This window comes from Enterobacter cloacae complex sp. SHL018, assembly GCF_049237905.1.
Lineage (GTDB): Bacteria > Pseudomonadota > Gammaproteobacteria > Enterobacterales > Enterobacteriaceae > Enterobacter > Enterobacter hormaechei_C.
The window spans coordinates 39,246-57,996 of sequence record NZ_JBMKJE010000006.1 but is presented as its reverse complement, the minus strand read 5'-3'; the positions used below and the strand labels follow the sequence as shown (position 1 = coordinate 57,996).

The 18,751-nt window shown below is 57.8% G+C and carries 21 protein-coding genes; 15 read left to right on the top strand and 6 right to left on the bottom strand.

What is annotated here, in order from left to right; translation table 11 throughout:
• The first annotated feature begins 264 nt into the window (after positions 1 to 264).
• The 4 genes from ppiA (at position 265) to argD (ending at position 3,428) form a co-directional block, all read left to right on the top strand.
• Entirely contained in the window at positions 265 to 837 is a 573-nt protein-coding gene (gene ppiA / locus ACOTY5_RS19710; RefSeq protein ID WP_003861649.1) for a peptidylprolyl isomerase A, read from the top strand.
• A 104-nt stretch (positions 838 to 941) separates the two neighbouring features.
• Complete coding sequence (locus ACOTY5_RS19705; RefSeq protein ID WP_045142198.1) at positions 942 to 1,526, top strand: putative adenosine monophosphate-protein transferase Fic; 585 nt, start codon at positions 942 to 944, stop codon at positions 1,524 to 1,526.
• Positions 1,527 to 1,556: 30 nt separating this feature from the next.
• A complete protein-coding gene (pabA, locus tag ACOTY5_RS19700) occupies positions 1,557 to 2,120 on the top strand; it encodes an aminodeoxychorismate synthase component 2 (protein WP_017693873.1) in 564 nt (187 codons plus the stop codon).
• An 87-nt stretch (positions 2,121 to 2,207) separates the two neighbouring features.
• On the top strand, positions 2,208 to 3,428 hold the full coding sequence (argD, locus tag ACOTY5_RS19695; RefSeq protein WP_180258959.1) for a bifunctional acetylornithine/succinyldiaminopimelate transaminase: 1,221 nt from the start codon (positions 2,208 to 2,210) through the stop codon (positions 3,426 to 3,428).
• On the opposite strand, the gene ACOTY5_RS19690 is transcribed toward argD, so the two are convergent.
• Together ACOTY5_RS19690 and crp are read right to left on the bottom strand one after the other, a co-directional pair.
• Entirely contained in the window at positions 3,425 to 5,512 is a 2,088-nt protein-coding gene (locus ACOTY5_RS19690) for a YccS/YhfK family putative transporter (protein ID WP_006812214.1), read from the bottom strand. The two genes, argD and ACOTY5_RS19690, sit on opposite strands and share 4 nt — an antisense overlap.
• Before the next feature lie 57 nt (positions 5,513 to 5,569).
• Positions 5,570 to 6,202 (bottom strand): cAMP-activated global transcriptional regulator CRP, encoded by a 633-nt coding sequence (crp, locus tag ACOTY5_RS19685; protein WP_000242758.1) that lies wholly within the window; start codon positions 6,200 to 6,202, stop codon positions 5,570 to 5,572.
• A gap of 310 nt (positions 6,203 to 6,512) precedes the next feature.
• On the opposite strand from crp, the gene ACOTY5_RS19680 reads away from it, so the two are divergent.
• The gene (locus ACOTY5_RS19680) at positions 6,513 to 6,917 is read left to right on the top strand and encodes an OsmC family protein (protein ID WP_015571423.1); all 405 of its coding nucleotides are present in this window, start codon (positions 6,513 to 6,515) and stop codon (positions 6,915 to 6,917) included.
• A 94-nt stretch (positions 6,918 to 7,011) separates the two neighbouring features.
• Here the strand turns inward: ACOTY5_RS19680 and ACOTY5_RS19675 are convergent, their stop codons facing one another.
• From ACOTY5_RS19675 to ACOTY5_RS19665, 3 genes are read right to left on the bottom strand one after another with little or no spacing between them, the layout of a single operon-like run.
• Complete coding sequence (locus tag ACOTY5_RS19675) at positions 7,012 to 7,881, bottom strand: phosphoribulokinase (protein WP_003861663.1); 870 nt, start codon at positions 7,879 to 7,881, stop codon at positions 7,012 to 7,014.
• 30 nt (positions 7,882 to 7,911) lie between these two features.
• Positions 7,912 to 8,130, bottom strand: a complete 219-nt coding sequence (locus tag ACOTY5_RS19670) for a YheU family protein (protein ID WP_014171926.1) — start codon at positions 8,128 to 8,130, stop codon at positions 7,912 to 7,914.
• Positions 8,130 to 9,149 carry a hydrolase gene (locus ACOTY5_RS19665; protein WP_017693875.1) on the bottom strand — a complete coding sequence of 340 codons (1,020 nt, stop codon included), beginning with the start codon at positions 9,147 to 9,149 and terminating at the stop codon, positions 8,130 to 8,132. Before ACOTY5_RS19665 ends, ACOTY5_RS19670 begins: the two co-directional genes overlap by 1 nt.
• Positions 9,150 to 9,377: 228 nt before the next feature.
• On the opposite strand from ACOTY5_RS19665, the gene mdcA reads away from it, so the two are divergent.
• From mdcA to ACOTY5_RS19615, 10 genes are all read left to right on the top strand, one after another.
• Positions 9,378 to 11,033 (top strand): malonate decarboxylase subunit alpha, encoded by a 1,656-nt coding sequence (gene mdcA, locus ACOTY5_RS19660; protein WP_045142200.1) that lies wholly within the window; start codon positions 9,378 to 9,380, stop codon positions 11,031 to 11,033.
• Positions 11,033 to 11,890, top strand: coding sequence for a triphosphoribosyl-dephospho-CoA synthase (locus tag ACOTY5_RS19655; protein WP_017384166.1), 858 nt, complete (start codon positions 11,033 to 11,035; stop codon positions 11,888 to 11,890). Before mdcA ends, ACOTY5_RS19655 begins: the two co-directional genes overlap by 1 nt.
• A gap of 9 nt (positions 11,891 to 11,899) precedes the next feature.
• Entirely contained in the window at positions 11,900 to 12,199 is a 300-nt protein-coding gene (gene mdcC, locus ACOTY5_RS19650) for a malonate decarboxylase acyl carrier protein (RefSeq protein WP_000411786.1), read from the top strand.
• The gene (locus ACOTY5_RS19645) at positions 12,192 to 13,025 is read left to right on the top strand and encodes a biotin-independent malonate decarboxylase subunit beta (protein WP_017384167.1); all 834 of its coding nucleotides are present in this window, start codon (positions 12,192 to 12,194) and stop codon (positions 13,023 to 13,025) included. Before mdcC ends, ACOTY5_RS19645 begins: the two co-directional genes overlap by 8 nt.
• Positions 13,025 to 13,825 (top strand): biotin-independent malonate decarboxylase subunit gamma, encoded by an 801-nt coding sequence (mdcE, locus tag ACOTY5_RS19640; RefSeq protein ID WP_045142207.1) that lies wholly within the window; start codon positions 13,025 to 13,027, stop codon positions 13,823 to 13,825. The genes ACOTY5_RS19645 and mdcE overlap by 1 nt, the downstream gene beginning before the upstream one ends.
• A gap of 123 nt (positions 13,826 to 13,948) precedes the next feature.
• Positions 13,949 to 14,908: an AEC family transporter gene (locus ACOTY5_RS19635; RefSeq protein ID WP_000222846.1), complete on the top strand. Its 960-nt coding sequence runs from the start codon at positions 13,949 to 13,951 to the stop codon at positions 14,906 to 14,908.
• Between the two features lie 2 nt (positions 14,909 to 14,910).
• Positions 14,911 to 15,528, top strand: coding sequence for a malonate decarboxylase holo-ACP synthase (locus ACOTY5_RS19630; RefSeq protein WP_045142201.1), 618 nt, complete (start codon positions 14,911 to 14,913; stop codon positions 15,526 to 15,528).
• A complete protein-coding gene (gene mdcH / locus ACOTY5_RS19625) occupies positions 15,528 to 16,424 on the top strand; it encodes a malonate decarboxylase subunit epsilon (protein ID WP_017384170.1) in 897 nt (298 codons plus the stop codon). Before ACOTY5_RS19630 ends, mdcH begins: the two co-directional genes overlap by 1 nt.
• Positions 16,425 to 16,528: 104 nt before the next feature.
• A complete protein-coding gene (locus tag ACOTY5_RS19620) occupies positions 16,529 to 17,317 on the top strand; it encodes a DDE-type integrase/transposase/recombinase (RefSeq protein WP_080336132.1) in 789 nt (262 codons plus the stop codon).
• Between the two features lie 12 nt (positions 17,318 to 17,329).
• Positions 17,330 to 17,686, top strand: a complete 357-nt coding sequence (locus ACOTY5_RS19615; RefSeq protein ID WP_052953321.1) for a hypothetical protein — start codon at positions 17,330 to 17,332, stop codon at positions 17,684 to 17,686.
• 121 nt (positions 17,687 to 17,807) lie between these two features.
• On the opposite strand, the gene ACOTY5_RS19610 is transcribed toward ACOTY5_RS19615, so the two are convergent.
• Positions 17,808 to 18,740 (bottom strand): LysR substrate-binding domain-containing protein, encoded by a 933-nt coding sequence (locus ACOTY5_RS19610; protein WP_045142203.1) that lies wholly within the window; start codon positions 18,738 to 18,740, stop codon positions 17,808 to 17,810.
• Between the last annotated feature and the right edge of the window lie 11 nt (positions 18,741 to 18,751).

The window sequence follows — 18,751 nt, the reverse complement described above, 5'->3', positions numbered from 1 at the left end:
AAGTAAAGAAAAACGCAATGACTGCGTTTGAGCGGGCAGATTTTAGTCGCGAAAGTGATCTAATTAAATCTTTTCAGAAAATTTTGAGCACAATTGCAGGTTTTAACGTGATGCAGATCACATTACGTTGCGGGGTGAACAATCGTTTGCGCGGTAATAATTGTTTCAATTTGGTAAAATTAGGTAAAAGACTGGTCTGGGTTCATACTGCTCTTTAGAATCAAGCCATTCGCTTTTTATACTGCGCTTTGTTAAGGAATTCTCATGCTCAAATCAACACTGGCGGCTGTCGCAGCTGTGTTTGCTCTTTCTGCCGTTTCCCCTGCTGCGCTGGCAGCCAAAGGAGACCCCCACGTCCTGCTAACTACCTCTGCGGGGAATATTGAGCTGGAGCTGGATAGCCAGAAAGCCCCTGTTTCGGTGAAAAACTTCCTCGACTACGTGAACAGTGGTTTTTATAACAACACCACGTTCCACCGCGTGATCCCGGGCTTTATGATTCAGGGTGGCGGTTTTAACGAGCAGATGCAGCAGAAACAGCCCAACCCGCCCATCAAAAATGAAGCAGACAACGGCCTGCTGAACAAGCGCGGCACCATCTCCATGGCGCGTACGGCGGACAAAGACAGCGCCACCAGCCAGTTCTTCCTCAACGTGGCTGATAACGCCTTCCTGGACCACGGTCAGCGCGACTTTGGCTACGCGGTGTTCGGCAAAGTGGTGAAAGGCATGGACGTGGCGGATAAGATCTCTCAGGTTCAGACTCACGATGTCGGTCCATACCAGAATGTGCCGACTAAGCCTGTCGTCATTCTCTCCGCGAAAGTGCTGCCGTAACGTTCCCCCACACGGGCACATCTTGCCCGTGTCTTTCCGCCCTCCCTGCGAAAGCGCGTTTTGCTGCTTATACTTGTGGCAAACGGACTATTCAGGGAGGCGTAGTGAAAAAACTCACCGACAAGCAAAAATCCCGTCTCTGGGAGCAACAACGTAAGGTCAATTTTCAGGCCAGCTGCCTCCTTGAAAAAGGTAAGGGTCCCGCTAAACCTGATATCGAGACGCTGGAACTGGGGCCTTCCGCACCGGGTTTACCCCATCTGTGTCTTATTCACCGCCATTTATTCCGCAACGAAATGAAAGGCGCGGGCGAGCTGCGCACCGCCGATATTTCTAAGGGCGACATTCCTTTTTGCCATTTCGAGTACATCGAGAAAGTGGGTAATGAGCTGATGGCTTCGCTGGAAAGTGATAAATATCTGGTGGGCCTTCAGAAAGAAGAGTTTACAGACAGAATCAGTCATTACTACTGTGAAATCAACATGCTACATCCGTTTATTAGCGGTAATGGCGTGGCCCAGCGGATCTTCTTTGAACAACTGGCTATCCATGCGGGCTATGTGCTGAACTGGCAGGGGATCGACCCGGACGACTGGGCAGCCGCCAACCAGAGCGGGGCGATGGGGGATTTGACCGCCCTGAACGCCATCTTTGCCAAAGTTGTGAGCGAAGCGCGGGAATCTGCGTAAAATAGGGCGGCCATTTTTTCAGGAGCCGCCATGATTCTGCTGATTGATAACTACGATTCCTTTACCTGGAACCTTTACCAGTATTTTTGTGAGCTGGGGGCAGAGGTGGTTGTCCGCCGTAACGATGAGATCGCGCTGGCTGACATTGACGCGCTGGCACCCCAGAAAATCGTGATTTCGCCGGGGCCGTGTACCCCGTCGGAATCCGGCATCTCGCTGGAGGTCATCCGCCACTATGCGGGCAAACTGCCGATTCTGGGCGTCTGCCTGGGTCACCAGGCCATTGCGCAGGTCTTTGGCGCCACCATTGTCCGTGCCGCGAAAGTCATGCACGGCAAAACCTCACCGATCACGCACACCGGTACCGGCGTATTCCTGGGGCTAAACAATCCGTTAACCGTGACGCGCTACCATTCTCTGATCATTGATCCGCCGACCCTGCCGGCCTGCTTTGAGGTTACCGCCTGGAGCGAGACGCAGGAGATCATGGGCATTCGCCACCGCGAGTACGATCTGGAAGGGGTGCAGTTCCACCCGGAAAGCATTCTCAGCGAACAGGGGCACGCGCTGCTGGCCAATTTCCTTAATCGCTGAATATCTGTTGCCTTGTTGTGATTTTTTATGCATATTTTGTGATTATATTTTCACAGGCACTGTGACATAAAAATGGATGGTCATGACATGGCAACTGAACAACCAGCAATTACCCGCGCGACATTTGATGAAGTGATCCTGCCGATTTATGCACCGGCTGAGTTTATCCCGGTGAAAGGCAGAGGCAGCCGCGTCTGGGATCAGCAGGGCAACGAGTATGTTGATTTCGCAGGCGGTATTGCGGTGACGGCGCTGGGCCATTGCCATCCTGCGCTGGTGGACGCGCTGAAAACACAGGGCGAAACGCTGTGGCACACCAGCAACGTGTTCACCAACGAACCGGCGCTGCGTCTGGGGCGTAAGATCATCGATGCCACCTTCGCCGAACGCGTGCTGTTTATGAACTCCGGCACCGAAGCCAACGAAACCGCCTTTAAGCTGGCGCGCTACTACGCAACCACGCGTCATAGCCCGTACAAAACCAAAATCATCGCCTTCCATAACGCCTTCCACGGTCGCTCCTTCTTTACCGTTTCCGTTGGCGGCCAGCCGAAGTATTCCGACGGCTTTGGTCCGAAACCTGCGGATATCATCCACGTGCCGTTTAACGATCTCCACGCCGTTAAAGCGGTGATGGACGATCACACCTGTGCCGTGGTGGTCGAGCCCATTCAGGGGGAAGGCGGCGTCACGGCGGCCACCCCGGAATTTCTGCAAGGGCTGCGCGAGCTGTGCGACGAGCACCAGGCGCTGCTGGTGTTTGATGAAGTGCAGTGTGGGATGGGGCGTACCGGAGACCTGTTTGCTTATATGCACTACGGCGTAACGCCGGATATTCTGACCAGCGCGAAAGCGCTCGGTGGCGGTTTCCCGGTCAGTGCGGTGCTCACCACCCAGGATATCGCTTCCGCATTTCATGTAGGCTCACACGGCTCCACCTACGGCGGTAATCCGCTGGCGTGCGCCGTGGCGGGTGCGGCGTTCGACATCATTAATACGCCGGACGTCCTGAATGGCGTGAATGCGAAACGCGACCTGTTTGTGAAACATCTCCAGCAGATTGACCAACAGTTTGATGTCTTCAGCGACATCCGCGGGATGGGGCTGCTGATCGGCGCCGAACTGAAGCCGCAGTACAAAGGCCGCGCGCGCGATTTCCTGCACGCCGCCGCGCACGAAGGCGTCATGGTGCTCAACGCCGGGCCGGACGTGATGCGCTTTGCGCCATCGCTGGTGGTGGAAGACAAAGACATCGAAGACGGATTAACCCGTTTTGCCGCGGCGGTCGCGAAGATCGTCAGCGACTAATACGCGGTTCGTTTTAACCGGCGCGTTAACCAAATCCCGTGATGCGGGCGCTGACGCCATGCCACCGACGAAATGGTGTGCATGGTGTTCAGGTGCCCGAGAACGCGCTGTAAATGCTGCTCAAGGGTGCTCATCGGCCCGTGGGTCAGCGTCTCCGGCGCTTCCAGAATATTCGAATCCCCTGACTCACCCGGCGCGTCATACTCCAGACGCTGCTGACAGCGCTGCAACGCAATTTCACACGACTGCAAATAGCGCTGCGCCAGGTCTGGCGTCAGCATCGTGTGTTCGCGCGCCAGCGTGGTCATGGCATTAATATGCTCGACGATAAACTGGCTGTGCGTGACCCACAGCTTCATGTCAGCCAGATAGTGCGCGTTAAAGCCCGGCTCCTGCATGGCCTGGTTAAGGGAGTTGAACAGGGCGTTATGCGCCTGGTTGACCTTCATGCGCTCGTAGGCCAGCGGAGAGGGCTGCGGGTCATCGCTCAGAATAAGACGAATGGCCTGCTGATCGGCTTCGAGCGCGTCGTGGGCGTTCTGCCTCAGCAACCCGCTTTGCCACTGCGGCCACAACCAGACCATGCCGCCAAAGGCGATCAGGCAGCCAATTAGCGTATCGACCAGCCGGGCAATAATAAACTGTTCCCCGTTAAGCGTGAGCAGTTGCAGGGTATACACCGCCGTGACCGTAAAGCCCACCATCGCCCAGCCGTAGTTTTTGCGGATGATCAGGTAGCTCACCAGCGTGATCGCCAGCATACCGGCCAGGGTATAGCCTTCCGGCACGTGAAAGTGCAGCGTCACACCCGCGATAATCAGCCCCGCCATCGTACCGCCCGCCCGATGCAGAATGCGCACCCGCGTGGCGCCATAGCCGTTCTGGGTGACAAACAGCACGGTCATTAAGATCCAGTAGGGTTTCGGCAGGTGCAGGGCCATTCCCATCAGGCTGGCGATGCTCAGCATCACACTGATCCGCGCGGCATTGCGCAGGGCGGAAGATTTCAGTGATAGATAGCTTTTGAGCGCGGGCAGCAGCGGCAGCCGTTTTTGCTTATCGGCCATCAGGTCCCGGGCATAAAGCGGGCGCTGGGTGCGTAACACCCGGGCGATGCGGCTGAAATGCCAGGCAGCAAATTGCCCGACCGGGTTATCCGCGTGCTGACGCGCAATCTTTTCCAGCGCGCCGAGCTGTTTGTCCATGTTAAAGCGCGTCGGATAGCGGTGATAGAGGATATCGTCAGCCAGCACCCGCAGGCGCGCCGCGACGGTCTGCGCGTTCCAGCGGATCACCGCTTCCGCATGGCTGCGCTCCACCAGCTTTTGCACCTCTTCCGGATTATGAAGGCTGACGGAGATATGCTCCTGCAAATCCAGCCCGACCTGGAAGGTTCGCAGCAGCCGCTTGTATTCATGATTTTTGTTGGCGGCAAGCATGTGCAACTGCTGATAGCACTGGCTGATCAGATCCACCACTTTTTGCTGGCGCGCCAGCAGCGGCGGCAGGGATTTTTCCGGGTCGGTATGTTGAGTGAGCAGGGTGTATTTTGCTTCGCAGTATTCAGCAAGCTGCACGTAGAGCAGGCTCAGGGATTCGCGCAGCGGCTGTTCCCGCCACAGCCAGAACCAGAACCAGTTAAACAGCCCGTACCATAGCGTGCCGAGGGCGTAAATCAGCAATGGCTCCCACACCGGCATATTGCCCGCAAGGCTTAAGGTGAAGATGGCGGCAATCAGCGACGCGGGAAGCAGCCGGGCGTGCAGCGAGCTGATTTCGGCGGTGACGCCGAGCGTCATCGCCAGCACGGTCAGGATCAACGGCAGAGGAATGTCGCGGGCCAGTAAGAGTTGTACGGCAAGGCTACAGCCGGCAAACAGGCAGCCGCCAATAATCAGACGTTTAAAAAAGCGTTTATGCGGTGTATCCAGACCGGCAATGTTGCAGCAGGCGGGCACGAGGGAAAACAGCAGGCCTTGCTGAAGATGTCCGAGGATCAGGCCCACGGCCACGGGAAGACACAACACCAGCGTTTGTCGTAGTGCGTAGTTAACTTCCGGGTGATAGATCAGCCTGCGCCACATGAGGAGTAGAGACAAAAACGGCGTGCCACCCTGCGGCGGCACGCCGTTTGACCGAAATTAACGGGTTCCGTAGACCACGATAGTTTTACCGTGGGCAGAGATCAGGTTCTGGTCTTCCAGCATCTTCAGGATACGGCCCACTGTTTCACGGGAGCAGCCGACGATCTGACCGATTTCCTGACGGGTAATTTTAATTTGCATACCGTCAGGGTGGGTCATGGCGTCTGGCTGTTTCGCCAGGTTCAACAGCGTCTGCGCGATACGACCGGTCACGTCCAGGAAGGCGAGGTTACCCACCTTCTCAGAGGTCACTTGCAGACGGCGTGCCATCTGGGAAGAAAGACGCATCAGGATGTCAGGGTTGACCTGAATCAGCTGACGGAATTTCTTGTAAGAAATTTCAGCCACTTCACATGCTGTTTTTGCACGAACCCAGGCGCTACGTTCCTGGCCTTCTTCAAACAGGCCCAGTTCACCGATAAAATCGCCCTGGTTCAGATAAGAAAGGATCATCTCTTTCCCTTCTTCATCTTTGATCAGCACGGCCACCGAGCCTTTAACGATGTAATACAACGTTTCCGCTTTTTCACCCTGGTGAATCAGCGTGCTCTTTGATGGGTACTTATGAATGTGGCAATGAGACAAGAACCATTCGAGAGTCGGGTCTGTTTGCGGTTTGCCAAGCACCATGCGCTGTTATCCTCTGTTATAAGCTGTCACCAGAGTCATAAGATGCATCCGGACTCTGGGGTTGCAATCGAATTCTTACCCATACCTGGGAAGTCGGCTGTCGTAACGTTTCGCAGCCAGTAAAGTTTGATGTCCTCTGCATACATGTGTAACGTCAATGTATTACTGTAGCATCCAGAGTGTTTTAGCATAGCTTTCGCCGCGTGTCTCCTGGTGTCTCGCTTCAGCATGACGCAGGTCGCCTTCCGTTGCGAGAAATGTAACGTACACGTAATCTGTCATAAAAAATGCAACGTTGGAGTGAGTGAATATGCAAGCGCGTGTGAAATGGGTTGAAGGGTTAACGTTCCTGGGCGAGTCTGCTTCCGGGCACCAGGTTTTGATGGATGGCAACTCCGGCGATAAAGCGCCAAGCCCGATGGAAATGGTGCTGATGGCGGCAGGCGGATGCAGTGCGATCGACGTGGTGTCGATCCTGCAAAAAGGCCGTCATGACGTGACCGATTGTGAAGTGAAGCTGACGTCGGAACGTCGTGAAGAGGCGCCCCGCCTGTTCACGCATATTAATTTGCACTTTATCGTCACTGGCAAAGAACTGAAGGATGCGGCGGTCTCGCGTGCGGTTGACCTGTCTGCGGAAAAATACTGCTCTGTGGCGTTAATGCTGGAGAAAGCGGTAAAAATCACCCATTCGTATGAAGTGATCGCGGCTTAATTTTTGGCGGGTGGCGCTTCGCTGACCCGCCCTACCAAAGCTACAACTGCACGAACGTAGGCCGGATAAGCGAAGCGCCATCCGGCAACAGGCGTCACGCGATCTGCTTTCCTTCCATCAGCCGCTGCACCAGCGGTGTCATGATCAGCTCCATTGCCAGCCCCATTTTTCCCCCGGGCACCACTAACGTATTCATGTGCGAAATAAACGAACCCTGTAGCATCGCCAGCAGCCAGGGGTAATCAATGCCTTCCAGGTTGCGGAAGTGGATCACCACAAAGCTCTCGTCCAGGGAAGGGATGCTTTTTGCAGCGAACGGGTTGGAGGTGTCCACGGTGGGGACGCGCTGGAAGTTAATGTGGGTTCGGGAGAACTGCGGCGTCAGGAAGTTGATGTAATCTTCCATGGAGCGCACCACCGAGTCCATGACCGCCTCTCGCGAATGGCCGCGCTCGCTCATGTCACGCGTCAGCTTCTGGATCCACTCAAGGTTAACAATCGGCACCACCCCCACCAGCAAATCCACGTGGCGCGCCACGTCGTGCTGAGGCGTCACCACGCCGCCGTGCAATCCTTCGTAAAACAGCACGTCAGTCGGTTCCGGCAGCGGCTGCCAGGGCGTGAACGTGCCGGGGACCTGGTTCCAGGGCACGGCTTCATCGTAGGTGTGGAGATACTTGCGGGACTGCCCGGTACCGCTTTGCCCGTATTCACGGAAGGTTTGCTCCAGCAGGCCGAAGTCATTCGCCTCCGGGCCGAAGTAGCTGATGTGTTTACCCAGATCGCGCGCCTTGCGGATGGCCATATCCATCTCCGGGCGCGTGTAGCGGTGAAAGCTGTCGCCTTCTACCTCTGCCGCCCGTAAGTTAAGCTGGGCGAAGATCTTGCGGAAGGCGAGGCTGGTGGTAGTGGTTCCCGCCCCACTCGAACCCGTAACGGCAATAACCGGATGTCTGGCAGACATAGCAACTCCCTGACTGGAAAAGTGTAAAGATCAGCCGTGAAACGCGTTGCGTGGCATGATATTGACCGTCTCATGCAGTTCGGACCATACCAGCACCACGTCGCCGCTTTTAAGCTGGCGCTTAACATCGTTGACCTTTTGTTCAAGCGAACGTTCATGTTCACCATAATCGGTGCCTTCGCGCAAGACAAAGCTTTCAATCAGATTATCGAGCGTGTCGGGAGAGAGATCCTGCCAGGGAATAATCATTATTTACCGTCCAGATAAGCCGTTAACCAGTCGGGAATACGCGTCTCAAGCCACATTTTTGGCCGACGCAGCGTGCCGCCGACAAAGCCGACGTGTCCCCCGAATTGGGTGAGCTGATACTCCACGTTGGCCGGCAGATGATCGGGCGCCGGAATCGAGTGATGATCCATAAACGGATCATCTTTGGCGTGGATAATCAGCGTAGGTTTCGTGATTTGGTTCAGTAAAGGCATGGCGCTGCACTGACGGTAATAGTCAATCGCATCGGCAAAGCCGTGAATTTTCGAGGTGATCAAATCATCAAACTCGCGCAGGCGCTTCACGCGTTTGAGCTGTTGCAGCGTCACAGGCAGCGTATCCGGATAGGCCTTCAGCTTGCGCGCGGCGTTGGCTTTCAGCAGGTTGAGCAGGTAGCGCTGGTACACTCGCGAAAACCCCTTTTCCATATGATAGCTGCACTGCTCCAGCATAAAGGGCGCAGAGACGATCACCGCCGCATCCAGCGGTACGGCGTCGCTCTCCTTCGCCAGCAGGCAGGCCAGCATATTGCCGCCCAGCGAATACCCCACCGCTGCCGTTGGCGCCTCGCCGAAATTGTCTCTTAGCCAGCGCAGGAACCAGGTACCGTCCTCGGTTTCACCCGAGTGATAAATACGTTTCTGACGATTAGGCTCGCCGCTGCATCCGCGAAAATGCATCACTACCCCAAGCCAGCCGCGGGCTTTCGCCGCCTCAATGAGACCGTGTGCGTAAGGGCTGTGCAGGCTGCCTTCCAGACCGTGAAACACCACCAGACGGGGTTTATGTCTGGCCCGATCCGGATCTTCGCTCCAGGCGAGATCCAAAAAATCGCCATCCGGCAAATCCAGCCGTTGCCAGTGCGGGGTGAACTGTACCTTGCGGCGGATCAGGCGCGGCAGCATGGTTTGCAGGTGAGGGTTAGCCACACCGCGCATGGGCACGAACTCTGCGCTCTCTTCGGCTGCAATGTCGAAGTCTGAGGGAATGATTTGGGTCATAAGGGCGATGCTGATTCTTGTCAGAAATTAACTATACCTTCCGAATTGTACCCCGTTTAGCCCGTTTTTCCGAAACATGAACTGATCCCGATCACAAATATTTACCTTGATTATTACTCTCAGGCTAATGATTTGGCTCTACGCTTAATTGATGCCTTTCTCACCAGAGCGCACACTTTACTCAACGTTAAGCAAATCAGAATGATGTGCTGAATCAGGAGGTTAATAATGTTATCTGGGCAAACACCCACCCGGCAATGGAACACCCGACGCAGTGAGAAAGCGCGTCGTCTGGCGTCCGTACCGGTGCAGGGCAAGGTACTGCCAACCGGCGATCTTGTCGCCATGCTGGAAAAACTGATCGCACCAGGCGACAAAGTCGTTCTGGAAGGCAACAACCAGAAGCAGGCGGATTTCCTTTCCCGTTCACTGGCGGAAGTGAACCCGAAAATCGTGCACGATCTGCATATGATCATGCCGAGCGTGGGCCGCAGCGAACATCTGGACATCTTTGAGAAAGGCATCGCCCGCAAGCTGGACTTCTCCTTCTCCGGTACGCAAAGCCTGCGAATCTCCCAACTGCTGGAGGATGGTCAGCTCGAAATCGGGGCGATTCACACCTACATCGAACTCTACTCACGTTTATACGTCGACCTATCGCCAAACGTGGCGCTGATTGCCGGTTTTAAAGCGGACCGCAAAGGCAACCTCTATACCGGGGCGAGTACCGAAGATACTCCGGCGCTGGTGGAAGCCGCCGCGTTCCATGACGGCATCGTCATCGCGCAGGTAAACGAGCTGGTGGACGACGAGTGCGACCTGCCGCGTGTGGATATTCCGGGCTCGTGGATTGATTTTGTGGTGGTTGCCGATAAGCCGTTCTTTATCGAACCGCTCTTCACCCGTGACCCGCGCCTGATCAAACAGGAACACATCCTGATGGCGATGATGGCGATTAAAGGCATCTACGCTGAACACCAGGTGCAGTCCCTGAACCACGGGATTGGCTTTAACACCGCAGCGATCGAGCTGCTGCTGCCAACCTACGGCGAACAGCTCGGACTCAAAGGCAAAATCTGTAAACACTGGACCCTGAACCCGCATCCAACGCTGATCCCGGCCATCGAAAGCGGCTGGGTGGAGAGCGTCCACTGCTTCGGCGGCGAGCTGGGAATGGAAGAGTACATCCGCGCCCGTCCTGACGTGTTCTTTACCGGTGCCGACGGCTCCATGCGCTCTAACCGCGCCTTCTGTCAGCTGGCAGGTCAGTACGCGGTCGATATGTTTATCGGCTCCACGCTACAGGTCGACGGTTACGCTAACTCCTCAACCGTGACTCGCGGCCGTCTTTCCGGCTTCGGCGGCGCGCCAAACATGGGCCACGATCCGCACGGTCGTCGCCACGCCACACCGGCCTGGCTGAACATGATCACCGAGCCTGACCCGATGCAGCGCGGTAAAAAGCTGGTTGTGCAGATGGTGGAAACCTTCCAGGCGGGCGTGAAGCCAACCTTCGTGGAAAAACTCGACGCCGTTGAGGTCGCGAAAGCCTCTGGTATGCCGCTGGCGCCGGTCATGATTTACGGCGATGACGTCACCCACGTGCTGACGGAAGAGGGGATTGCTTACCTCTACCGGGCGAAAGATCTGGAAGAGCGTCGCGCCATGGTCGCCGCCGTGGCGGGTATCACCGATATCGGTCTGGGCGTTGACGCCAAACGCGTGGCGGAACTGCGCCAGAGCGGCAAGGTTGTGTATCCGGAAGATATGGGCATTCGCCGCACCGATGCCACCCGTTCGCTGCTGGCGGCCGGTAGCGTCGCGGACCTGGTGGAATGGTCCGGCGGTCTTTACAACCCACCTGCGAAATTCCGGAGCTGGTAATGAAACTTCTGCCCCAGATCCAGGTTGAAGGCGGTGCCGAATGGCTGGCGCGAACCGCCACGCAGTGTCTGATTGACGAAGCACGTTTAAGCCCGAAGCCCGGTCTGGTGGACAGCCGGGGGAACGGCGCGCACCACGATTTATCGCTTGCGCTGATGGAGCGCTCCGCTCACAGCCTGACCCCCACGTTTCAGGCGCTGGCGCAGCAGAGCTGGCAGCGTCCGGCGGATATTGCCCTCAGGCAAACCGTTGGCCGCCTGGGTCGCGAAGGTGAACGGCAGATGATGGCCGCTACCGACGGCGTGAACACGCACCGTGGCGCGATCTGGGCGCTGGGATTGCTGGTGAGCGCGGTGGCGATGCTGGGCGGCGATGCCCGGGCGCAAACCGTCGCGAACACCGCCGCTCAGCTGGCGAAGCTGCCGGATGACGCGGCGCCGAAAGTGTTCAGCAAGGGGTTACGCGTTACGCACCGCTACCGTGTGCCGGGCGCGCGTGAAGAGGCTCAGCAGGCGTTTCCGCACATCATGCAGCGCGCGCTGCCGCAGCTTCGCCTCAGCCGTCTCAACGGCAGCAGCGAAACGCAGGCCAGACTCGACGCGCTGATGGCGATCATGACCTCGCTCACCGACACCTGCGTGCTGTCGCGCGCCGGCATGGAGGGGCTGGACGCCATGCAGAACGGCGCCCGTGCGGTGCTGAACGCCGGAGGATGCGCAACCCTCGCCGGGCAGCAGGCGCTGGCGCGGTTAGACCGTCAGATGCTGGCGCTTAACGCCTCGCCGGGCGGAGCCGCAGACCTGCTTGCCGCCACGCTGTTTCTTGACCGCGCCGAAACGCCCTATTCAAAGCATTAAGAGGATGTTATGGAAAAAATCACATTGACCGTGCCCGCCAGCCGCGAAGTAAGCGGCAGGGCGCTGGCAGGGGTCGTCGGTTCCGGGGATATGGAGGTGCTTTTCACCGCCGAACCGGGCCAGACCTTAACCATTGATATCACCACCTCCGTCGACAACAGCCGCGGGCGCTGGGAGGCATTGTTCAACCGCCTGCAAACCGTTAGCAGCCTGCCCGCAGGTAAGCTGACCATCCACGACTTCGGCGCGACGCCGGGCGTGGCACGCATTCGTATCGAACAGGTTTTTGAAGGGGTGAACCATGCGTGATGACAGCAGCTTTATCGAATTAAAAGCGCGCCAGCGTGCGCAGGCGCTGCTCGACGACGGCAGCTACCGCGAACTGCTGGATCCGTTTGAAGGCATTATCTCTCCGTGGCTTGGGCCACAGGGGATTGTTCCTCAGGCCGATGACGGCATGGTGGTCGCGAAAGGGACCATCAACGGCCAGCCTGCGGTGGTGGTGGCGATTGAAGGCACCTTCCAGGGCGGCAGCATGGGCGAAGTGTCCGGCGCCAAAATGGCGGCAGCGCTGGAGCTGGCGGCGGAAGATAACCGCAACGGCATTCCGACTCAGGCGGTGCTGTGCCTCGAAACCGGCGGCGTACGTTTGCAGGAAGCCAACCTCGGCCTGGCGGCGATTGCCGATATCCACGCCGCGATCGTTGACCTGCGTCGCTATACCCCGGTCGTCGGGATTGTCGCCGGGACCGTGGGCTGCTTCGGTGGGATGTCTATCGCCGCGGCGCTGTGCAGCTACCTGATTGTGACCCGCGAAGCGCGGCTCGGCCTCAACGGTCCGCAGGTTATCGAGCAGGAAGCGGGCATTGAAGAGTATGACTCCCGCGACCGTCCGTTTATCTGGAGCATGACCGGCGGCGAAGTACGCTTTGAAAGCGGGCTGGTGGACGCGCTGGTGGGCGACGGCGTGAACGCGGTGAAAGCCGCGATGAACGAAGCCATCGCCAAAGGCGTACCGGCGAAACATCGCACCGATAACTACGACGATTACCTGAACCGTCTGACGAATTTCGACACCCGCAAACAGGCCGATGCCGAACAGATTAAAGCGCTTTTTGCCCGGGAGGTGAAATGATGACTAACTCAATTAGCCGTGGCGAACTCTGGCTGGAAACTCTGGCCCCGAACGCGAAACGTCTGGAGGGGTTATGCCCGTCCGTGAAGGCCGCAGACGGCGAGCTAAACGGTGAAACGGTGCGTTTTGTCGCCGTGGTGCCGGACGCCAACAACCACTTCCCGCGCGCGGCGCAGGGTGAAGTCGGCCTGCTGGAAGGATGGACGCTGGCAAAAGTGGTCAGCGAAACCGTCGCCGCCGACGCAGATAAAGCCGTGAAGCGCCCGATTGTGGCGGTAATCGACGTCCCAAGCCAGGCCTATGGCCGTCGCGAAGAGGCGTTTGGTATCCACCAGGCGCTGGCCGGCGCCGCTGCCGCCTACGCTAATGCGCGGCTGGCGGGTCATCCGGTGATTGGTCTTATCGTCGGTAAGGCCATGTCCGGCGCGTTTCTGGCGCACGGCTACCAGGCTAACCGTCTGATTGCCTTCAACGATAAAGGCGTGCTGATCCATGCCATGGGCAAAGAGTCTGCGGCGCGCATTACGCTGCGTACCGTTGAGGCGCTGGAAAAACTGGCTGCAACCATTCCGCCAATGGCGTATGACATCAGCAACTACGCCACGCTGGGGCTGCTTTCCGACCTGCTGGATATCAGCAATCCGGATGCCCCTACCGAAAGCGATCTGACGCGGGTGAAAACCACCCTGCAACAGGCCATCAGCGACGCTCGTCAGGACACCACGTTGAAAAACCGTCTGGGTGCTGACAACCGCCGCAGCTCGGCGCTCGTACGTGAACGTATGCGAGCCAGCTGGTAAGTAAAAAGAGACCTGCCAGATGCATCACCCCGTGGGCGCGCCCGTTGCGTCCACGCGGGAACCTGCATCCTGAAAATAATAAACATCGCGCCAGTGCTTAAACTTTTTTACTACAGGTGATTTATGACTTACGTAATTGTTCATGCTCTTGCACCGATTTTCGTCATCATGCTGCTGGGATTCTGGGCCGGTAAGGCAAAGATGGTCGATAACAAAAATGTTTCCCTGCTGAATATCTTCGTGATGGATTTTGCACTCCCGGCTGCGCTGTTCAGCGCCACCGTGCAAACCCCGTGGACCGGCATCGTGGCGCAGTCGCCGCTGATCCTGGTGCTCACCCTGGCGATGTGGATCACCTATGCGGTCATCTACTTCCTCGCGACGAAAGTGTTTAAAAAATCCCCGCAGGATGCGGCCGTGCTGACGCTTACCGTCGCCCTGCCAAACTACGCGGCGCTTGGCCTGCCGATTCTGGGCAGCGTGCTGGGCGAAGGCCCTTCAACCTCACTGTCCGTGGCGGTCTCCATCGCCTGTGGTTCAGTGTTGATGACCCCGTTCTGCCTGCTGATTCTGGAGCGTGAGAAAGCCCGCGCCGAAGGCAATAACTCGGGTTCAACGCTTTCCATGCTGCCGGTGCTGATGTGGCGTTCCATTAAAAAACCGATCGTGATGGGCCCGCTGCTGGGTGTGATCCTGTCCGCTATCGGCATCAAAATGCCGGAGCTGGTACTGGCGGCGATTAAACCGCTGGGACTGTCTGCGACCGCTGCGGCGCTGTTCCTGACCGGGGTGATCCTCTCCGCGCGTAAACTTCAGATCAACACCATGGTGATCACTTCCACTATCGCCAAGCTGCTGATCCAGCCAGCGATCGCCTGGGGTATCGTTTTAATCTTCGGTCTGCACGGCTCCGTGGCGATCACCGCCATCCTGATGATTGCGCTGTCCGCGGGCTTCTTTGGCGTGGTGTTCGGTAACCGCTTTGGCGTGCAGTCGCCGGATGCTGAAGCCGTGCTGCTGTTGAGCTCCGTACTGTGTATCCTGTCGCTGCCGCTGTTTATCTCGCTGACTTCAGGAATGTAATCATGACCACAACATTACGCCCACACGACCTCATCTGGCTTACCGCGCGCGACGCCCTGGAAGGGGTTACCGAATCCTGGGTGGACGCGGCCTGGCATACCGGGCTACCGGTAGTGGTGCGGCGTGATGTTGATAATGAAGGCCGTATTCCCGTTGGCGTGCGCGGATTGCGCCGCGACCAGCGGGCGGGCGGATGGGTGAAGCCTGAGAACGTGTTGCGCGTGGTGTCGCCCGAAGATTTGAGCGTTGCCGCCGACCTGCTGCGTTCGCCGTTTATCACTCAGCCGCCGGTTCAGGTGGCGCTTCAGCTTGCGCAGCAGTCGTGGCCGTGGACGTGGGGGATAACCGGCAGTACGGGTTACGCGCTGGCGACCGGCATTCCGGTGATCCACGCCGACAGCGATCTCGATCTGCTCATCCGCGCCCCGCGTGCCGTTTCCCCTGAGGCGTTTACTGGCTGGCAGGCTCAGCTCAGCCGTGCGTTGTGCCGGGCGGATACGCAGGTGGACACGCCCGAGGGCGGATTCGCGCTGGCGGAATGGTTACGCGACGGCAAAACGCTGCTAAAAACGCAATGTGGACCGCGCCTGGTGGCGGATCCATGGCACAGGGAGGAGTAATGAAAATACTGTTTACCTTTCCGGGGCAGGGCACACAGCATGAAGGTATGCTGCAAAACCTGCCGGGAACGGAGCTGGAGCAGGCCCGTGCTGTGCTGGGGGCGGAAGTTGATACCCTGGACAGCGCATCCTCGTTAACCCACACCCGTGCGGTTCAGCTTTCGCTGTTGATTGCCGGCGTGGCGTGGGCGCGCGAGCTGGAACGTCGCGGCGTGTCGCCGGATATCGTCAGCGGGCTGTCCATTGGCGCTTATCCTGCGGCGGTTATCGCCGGCGCGCTGGACTTTACGGACGCGCTGAAGCTGGTGGCGTTGCGCGGCGATCTGATGGAGCAGGCATACCCGCACGGCTACGGCCTGACGGCGATTATGGGGTTGACCCTGCCCCAGGTGGAAAACCTGCTTCAGGGGACAGGAACCTATATTGCTAACCTGAACGCCGAAACGCAGATCGTGATTGCCGGAACCGATGACGGCATGGCGCAGGTGGCGGAGCGCGCCCTGGCAAAAGGCGCGAGCAAGGCTAAGCGGCTGGCGGTGAGCGTACCGTCGCACTGTGAACTGCTGGCGGAACCGGCGCAGAAGCTGGTGGCAGCATTTAATTCGGTCACGCTTTCACGTCCGCGCTGTGCGTACCTGAGCGGCAGTACCGGACGCGTGCTCTGGCAGCCGGAGAAAATTGCCGACGATCTGGCGATGAATATGGCGCGAACCGTGCGCTGGCAGGAGGCGGTGATTTCCGCTAACGAGCGCGAAGCGCGTCTGGCGATTGAGATGCCGCCAGGGGGGATTCTGACCTGTCTGACGCGGCAGGCGGCGTGGGAAGGGGAGTCCATTTCGCTGGAGCGCAGCGGGGTGGACGTGGCGGTGCATCTGGCGGGTCGGCTTCGTGCATGAGTTTTTAGCCCGGTGGCGCTGCGGTATGAACCGGAAACATGGGTAACACTTTAGACCGGATACATGGGTAACAGTTATAACTGGCATAGAAGAGGAGACTCGCTATGCCCTGGACTGAGACCCGACCTATGCAACGCCTTGATTTTATCCGTGCCTGCCGTGCAGGTACGGATTCTTTTTCAGCCCTCTGCCGTCTCTTCGGCATCAGCCGAAAAACCGGTTACAAATGGCTTCAGCGTTTTGACCCCTCTGACCTGTCATCTCTCTCTGACCGGTCGCGTGCTCCGCACTCCCACTCCCGGACAGTTCCTGATGATATCGCCGGGCAGCTTACGGCCCTGAGGCAAAAACACCCTGACTGGGGCCCCAAAAAACTGCGGATGTGGCTGCTCAATCATCACGTCGATTTTACCGTCCCCGCTGCCAGCACTATCGGCGATATCCTCAAGCGTGAAGGCCTGGTTCCGGATAAAAAGCGAAAACGCAGAACCCCGGGCAATCGCCAGCCCCTGACCATCATCAGTGAGAACAATCAGGTCTGGAGCGCTGATTTTAAAGGCAAGTTCAGGCTGCTGAGCCGGGAATACTGTCATCCCTTCACCCTGACCGACAATCACAGCCGGTATCTTCTGAGCTGCCGGGGAACGGACCGGGAGAGCGAGCCCTTCGTCAGGCAGTGCCTGACGGATGCGTTCCTGGAGTACGGTCTGCCGGAAGTTCTGAGAACGGATAATGGTCAGCCTTTCGCAGGAACAGGTATCGCCGGGTTAAGTCGCCTTGCAGTCTGGCTGATAAAGCTGGGCATCAGACCGGAACGTATCAGAAAGGGGCATCCGGAAGAAAACGGCCGTCATGAGCGAATGCACCGTTCGCTGAAAAGTGCAGTAAAATAGGGCAACACCTTTATGACGATGGAAGAACAACAGCGGTGGTTCAGTGTCTACCGGGAAGAATTTAACTACGAAAGGCCGCATGAAGCCCTGGCGGGTGCAACGCCCGGAACGGTATGGCAGCCCTCAGGCCGGCACTGGGATGGCAGGGTTCCTGAATATGCTTATCCGGAAGGAGGTACGGTCTACAGGGTGAAATCAAGGGGGACACTCTATATGGGGAAAAAGGGGACGGTGTTCCTGAGTGAAGCGCTGACTGATGAGTACATCATGCTGGAAGAACAGGATGATGGCCTGGAGGCCATCATCTTTAACGGAATAACGCTTGCGTACTACGACCGAAAAACCCAGAGTGTGCTCCGGATAGACTGAAAAGTGTTACCTATGTTCCCGGTCTGATCTGTCACCTATGTATCCGGTCATACACTACGCTTACCGGGCCTACAATTCGGGAGTAGGCCCGGTAAGGCGCAGCCGCCACCGGGCAATAACATCAGGCACTATCCTGCAAACTTCTGGCATACATCCGCCCTTCGGCGGCCAGCGCGCGCAGGCTCGGATCCTGCTCGCGGTTGCGGGCAAAGACAATCGCGATCAGCTGCTGCATCTGGTACGGCTCCGCCAGCTTCAACAGTTGCACGGAATTCTCGTAGACCTTCTTCATCCTTCCCGGCATCAGCGTAAAGCCGACGCCCGCCTGCACCAGGCTGAGCATTGAGAAAATGTCGTTCACCCGGGTAACAATCTCTGGTTCAAACCCGGCGATATGGAACGCTTCCTGGAACCCGGCGTAGGTCGCAAAGCCTTCTGCAAGCGCGACAAATTTCTGATCTTTGTAATCGCGGAGATCCGCTGGCCCGTGGGTATTCAGCGTGGCAGAGGCCGGTGCGGCAAGGAAAATATCGTCATGGAACAGAGGAAGCACTTCGAGGCTGTTACGGTCGATATCGCTTTCGGAAATAGAGATTAAAATCGCATCCAGCGATCCCTCATCCAGCATATGGAGCAGGGTTTCGTTCGAGCCCATCGTCAGATCCATCTCCAGATCCGGACGGCGCAGCTTCATGCCCATTATCAGGCGCGGCACGGTTTCCAGCGTCAGCGAGTAGAGCGTGCCGACGCGCAACCGTCCCTGGCCGATACCGGCGATCTTGCGCGACTCTTCCAGCCCGCGCTCCATCACCTGCATCACCTCCTGACAATACTCCAGCAGCGTCCACGCGGAGGGGAGGGCAATCAGGTTACGCCCTTTGTGAGCAAAGAGCGGGCAGCGGACGTTCTCTTCGAGGGTATGCAGCGCGCGGTGCACGCTGACACCGCTCAGGCCGAGCGTTTCGGCGGTACGTGCGATATTGCCCTTCTCCATGAACGTCATGAAGATGCTGAGCTTACGGAATGTAATCTCGCTCGTGGTATCGAAGCCCATAACCCTCCCGG

Bases quoted from the DNA above. Each gene is read 5' to 3' on its own strand.
- ppiA (WP_003861649.1), top strand. From the start codon at position 265: ATGCTCAAATCAACACTGGCGGCTGTCGCAGCTGTGTTTGCTCTTTCT.
- pabA (WP_017693873.1), top strand. From the start codon at position 1,557: ATGATTCTGCTGATTGATAACTACGATTCCTTTACCTGGAACCTTTAC.
- argD (WP_180258959.1), top strand. From the start codon at position 2,208: ATGGCAACTGAACAACCAGCAATTACCCGCGCGACATTTGATGAAGTG.
- ACOTY5_RS19690 (WP_006812214.1), bottom strand. From the start codon at position 5,512: ATGTGGCGCAGGCTGATCTATCACCCGGAAGTTAACTACGCACTACGA.
- crp (WP_000242758.1), bottom strand. From the start codon at position 6,202: ATGGTGCTTGGCAAACCGCAAACAGACCCGACTCTCGAATGGTTCTTG.
- ACOTY5_RS19680 (WP_015571423.1), top strand. From the start codon at position 6,513: ATGCAAGCGCGTGTGAAATGGGTTGAAGGGTTAACGTTCCTGGGCGAG.
- ACOTY5_RS19675 (WP_003861663.1), bottom strand. From the start codon at position 7,881: ATGTCTGCCAGACATCCGGTTATTGCCGTTACGGGTTCGAGTGGGGCG.
- ACOTY5_RS19670 (WP_014171926.1), bottom strand. From the start codon at position 8,130: ATGATTATTCCCTGGCAGGATCTCTCTCCCGACACGCTCGATAATCTG.
- ACOTY5_RS19665 (WP_017693875.1), bottom strand. From the start codon at position 9,149: ATGACCCAAATCATTCCCTCAGACTTCGACATTGCAGCCGAAGAGAGC.
- mdcA (WP_045142200.1), top strand. From the start codon at position 9,378: ATGTTATCTGGGCAAACACCCACCCGGCAATGGAACACCCGACGCAGT.
- ACOTY5_RS19655 (WP_017384166.1), top strand. From the start codon at position 11,033: ATGAAACTTCTGCCCCAGATCCAGGTTGAAGGCGGTGCCGAATGGCTG.
- mdcC (WP_000411786.1), top strand. From the start codon at position 11,900: ATGGAAAAAATCACATTGACCGTGCCCGCCAGCCGCGAAGTAAGCGGC.
- ACOTY5_RS19645 (WP_017384167.1), top strand. From the start codon at position 12,192: ATGCGTGATGACAGCAGCTTTATCGAATTAAAAGCGCGCCAGCGTGCG.
- mdcE (WP_045142207.1), top strand. From the start codon at position 13,025: ATGACTAACTCAATTAGCCGTGGCGAACTCTGGCTGGAAACTCTGGCC.
- ACOTY5_RS19635 (WP_000222846.1), top strand. From the start codon at position 13,949: ATGACTTACGTAATTGTTCATGCTCTTGCACCGATTTTCGTCATCATG.
- ACOTY5_RS19630 (WP_045142201.1), top strand. From the start codon at position 14,911: ATGACCACAACATTACGCCCACACGACCTCATCTGGCTTACCGCGCGC.
- mdcH (WP_017384170.1), top strand. From the start codon at position 15,528: ATGAAAATACTGTTTACCTTTCCGGGGCAGGGCACACAGCATGAAGGT.
- ACOTY5_RS19620 (WP_080336132.1), top strand. From the start codon at position 16,529: ATGCCCTGGACTGAGACCCGACCTATGCAACGCCTTGATTTTATCCGT.
- ACOTY5_RS19615 (WP_052953321.1), top strand. From the start codon at position 17,330: ATGACGATGGAAGAACAACAGCGGTGGTTCAGTGTCTACCGGGAAGAA.
- ACOTY5_RS19610 (WP_045142203.1), bottom strand. From the start codon at position 18,740: ATGGGCTTCGATACCACGAGCGAGATTACATTCCGTAAGCTCAGCATC.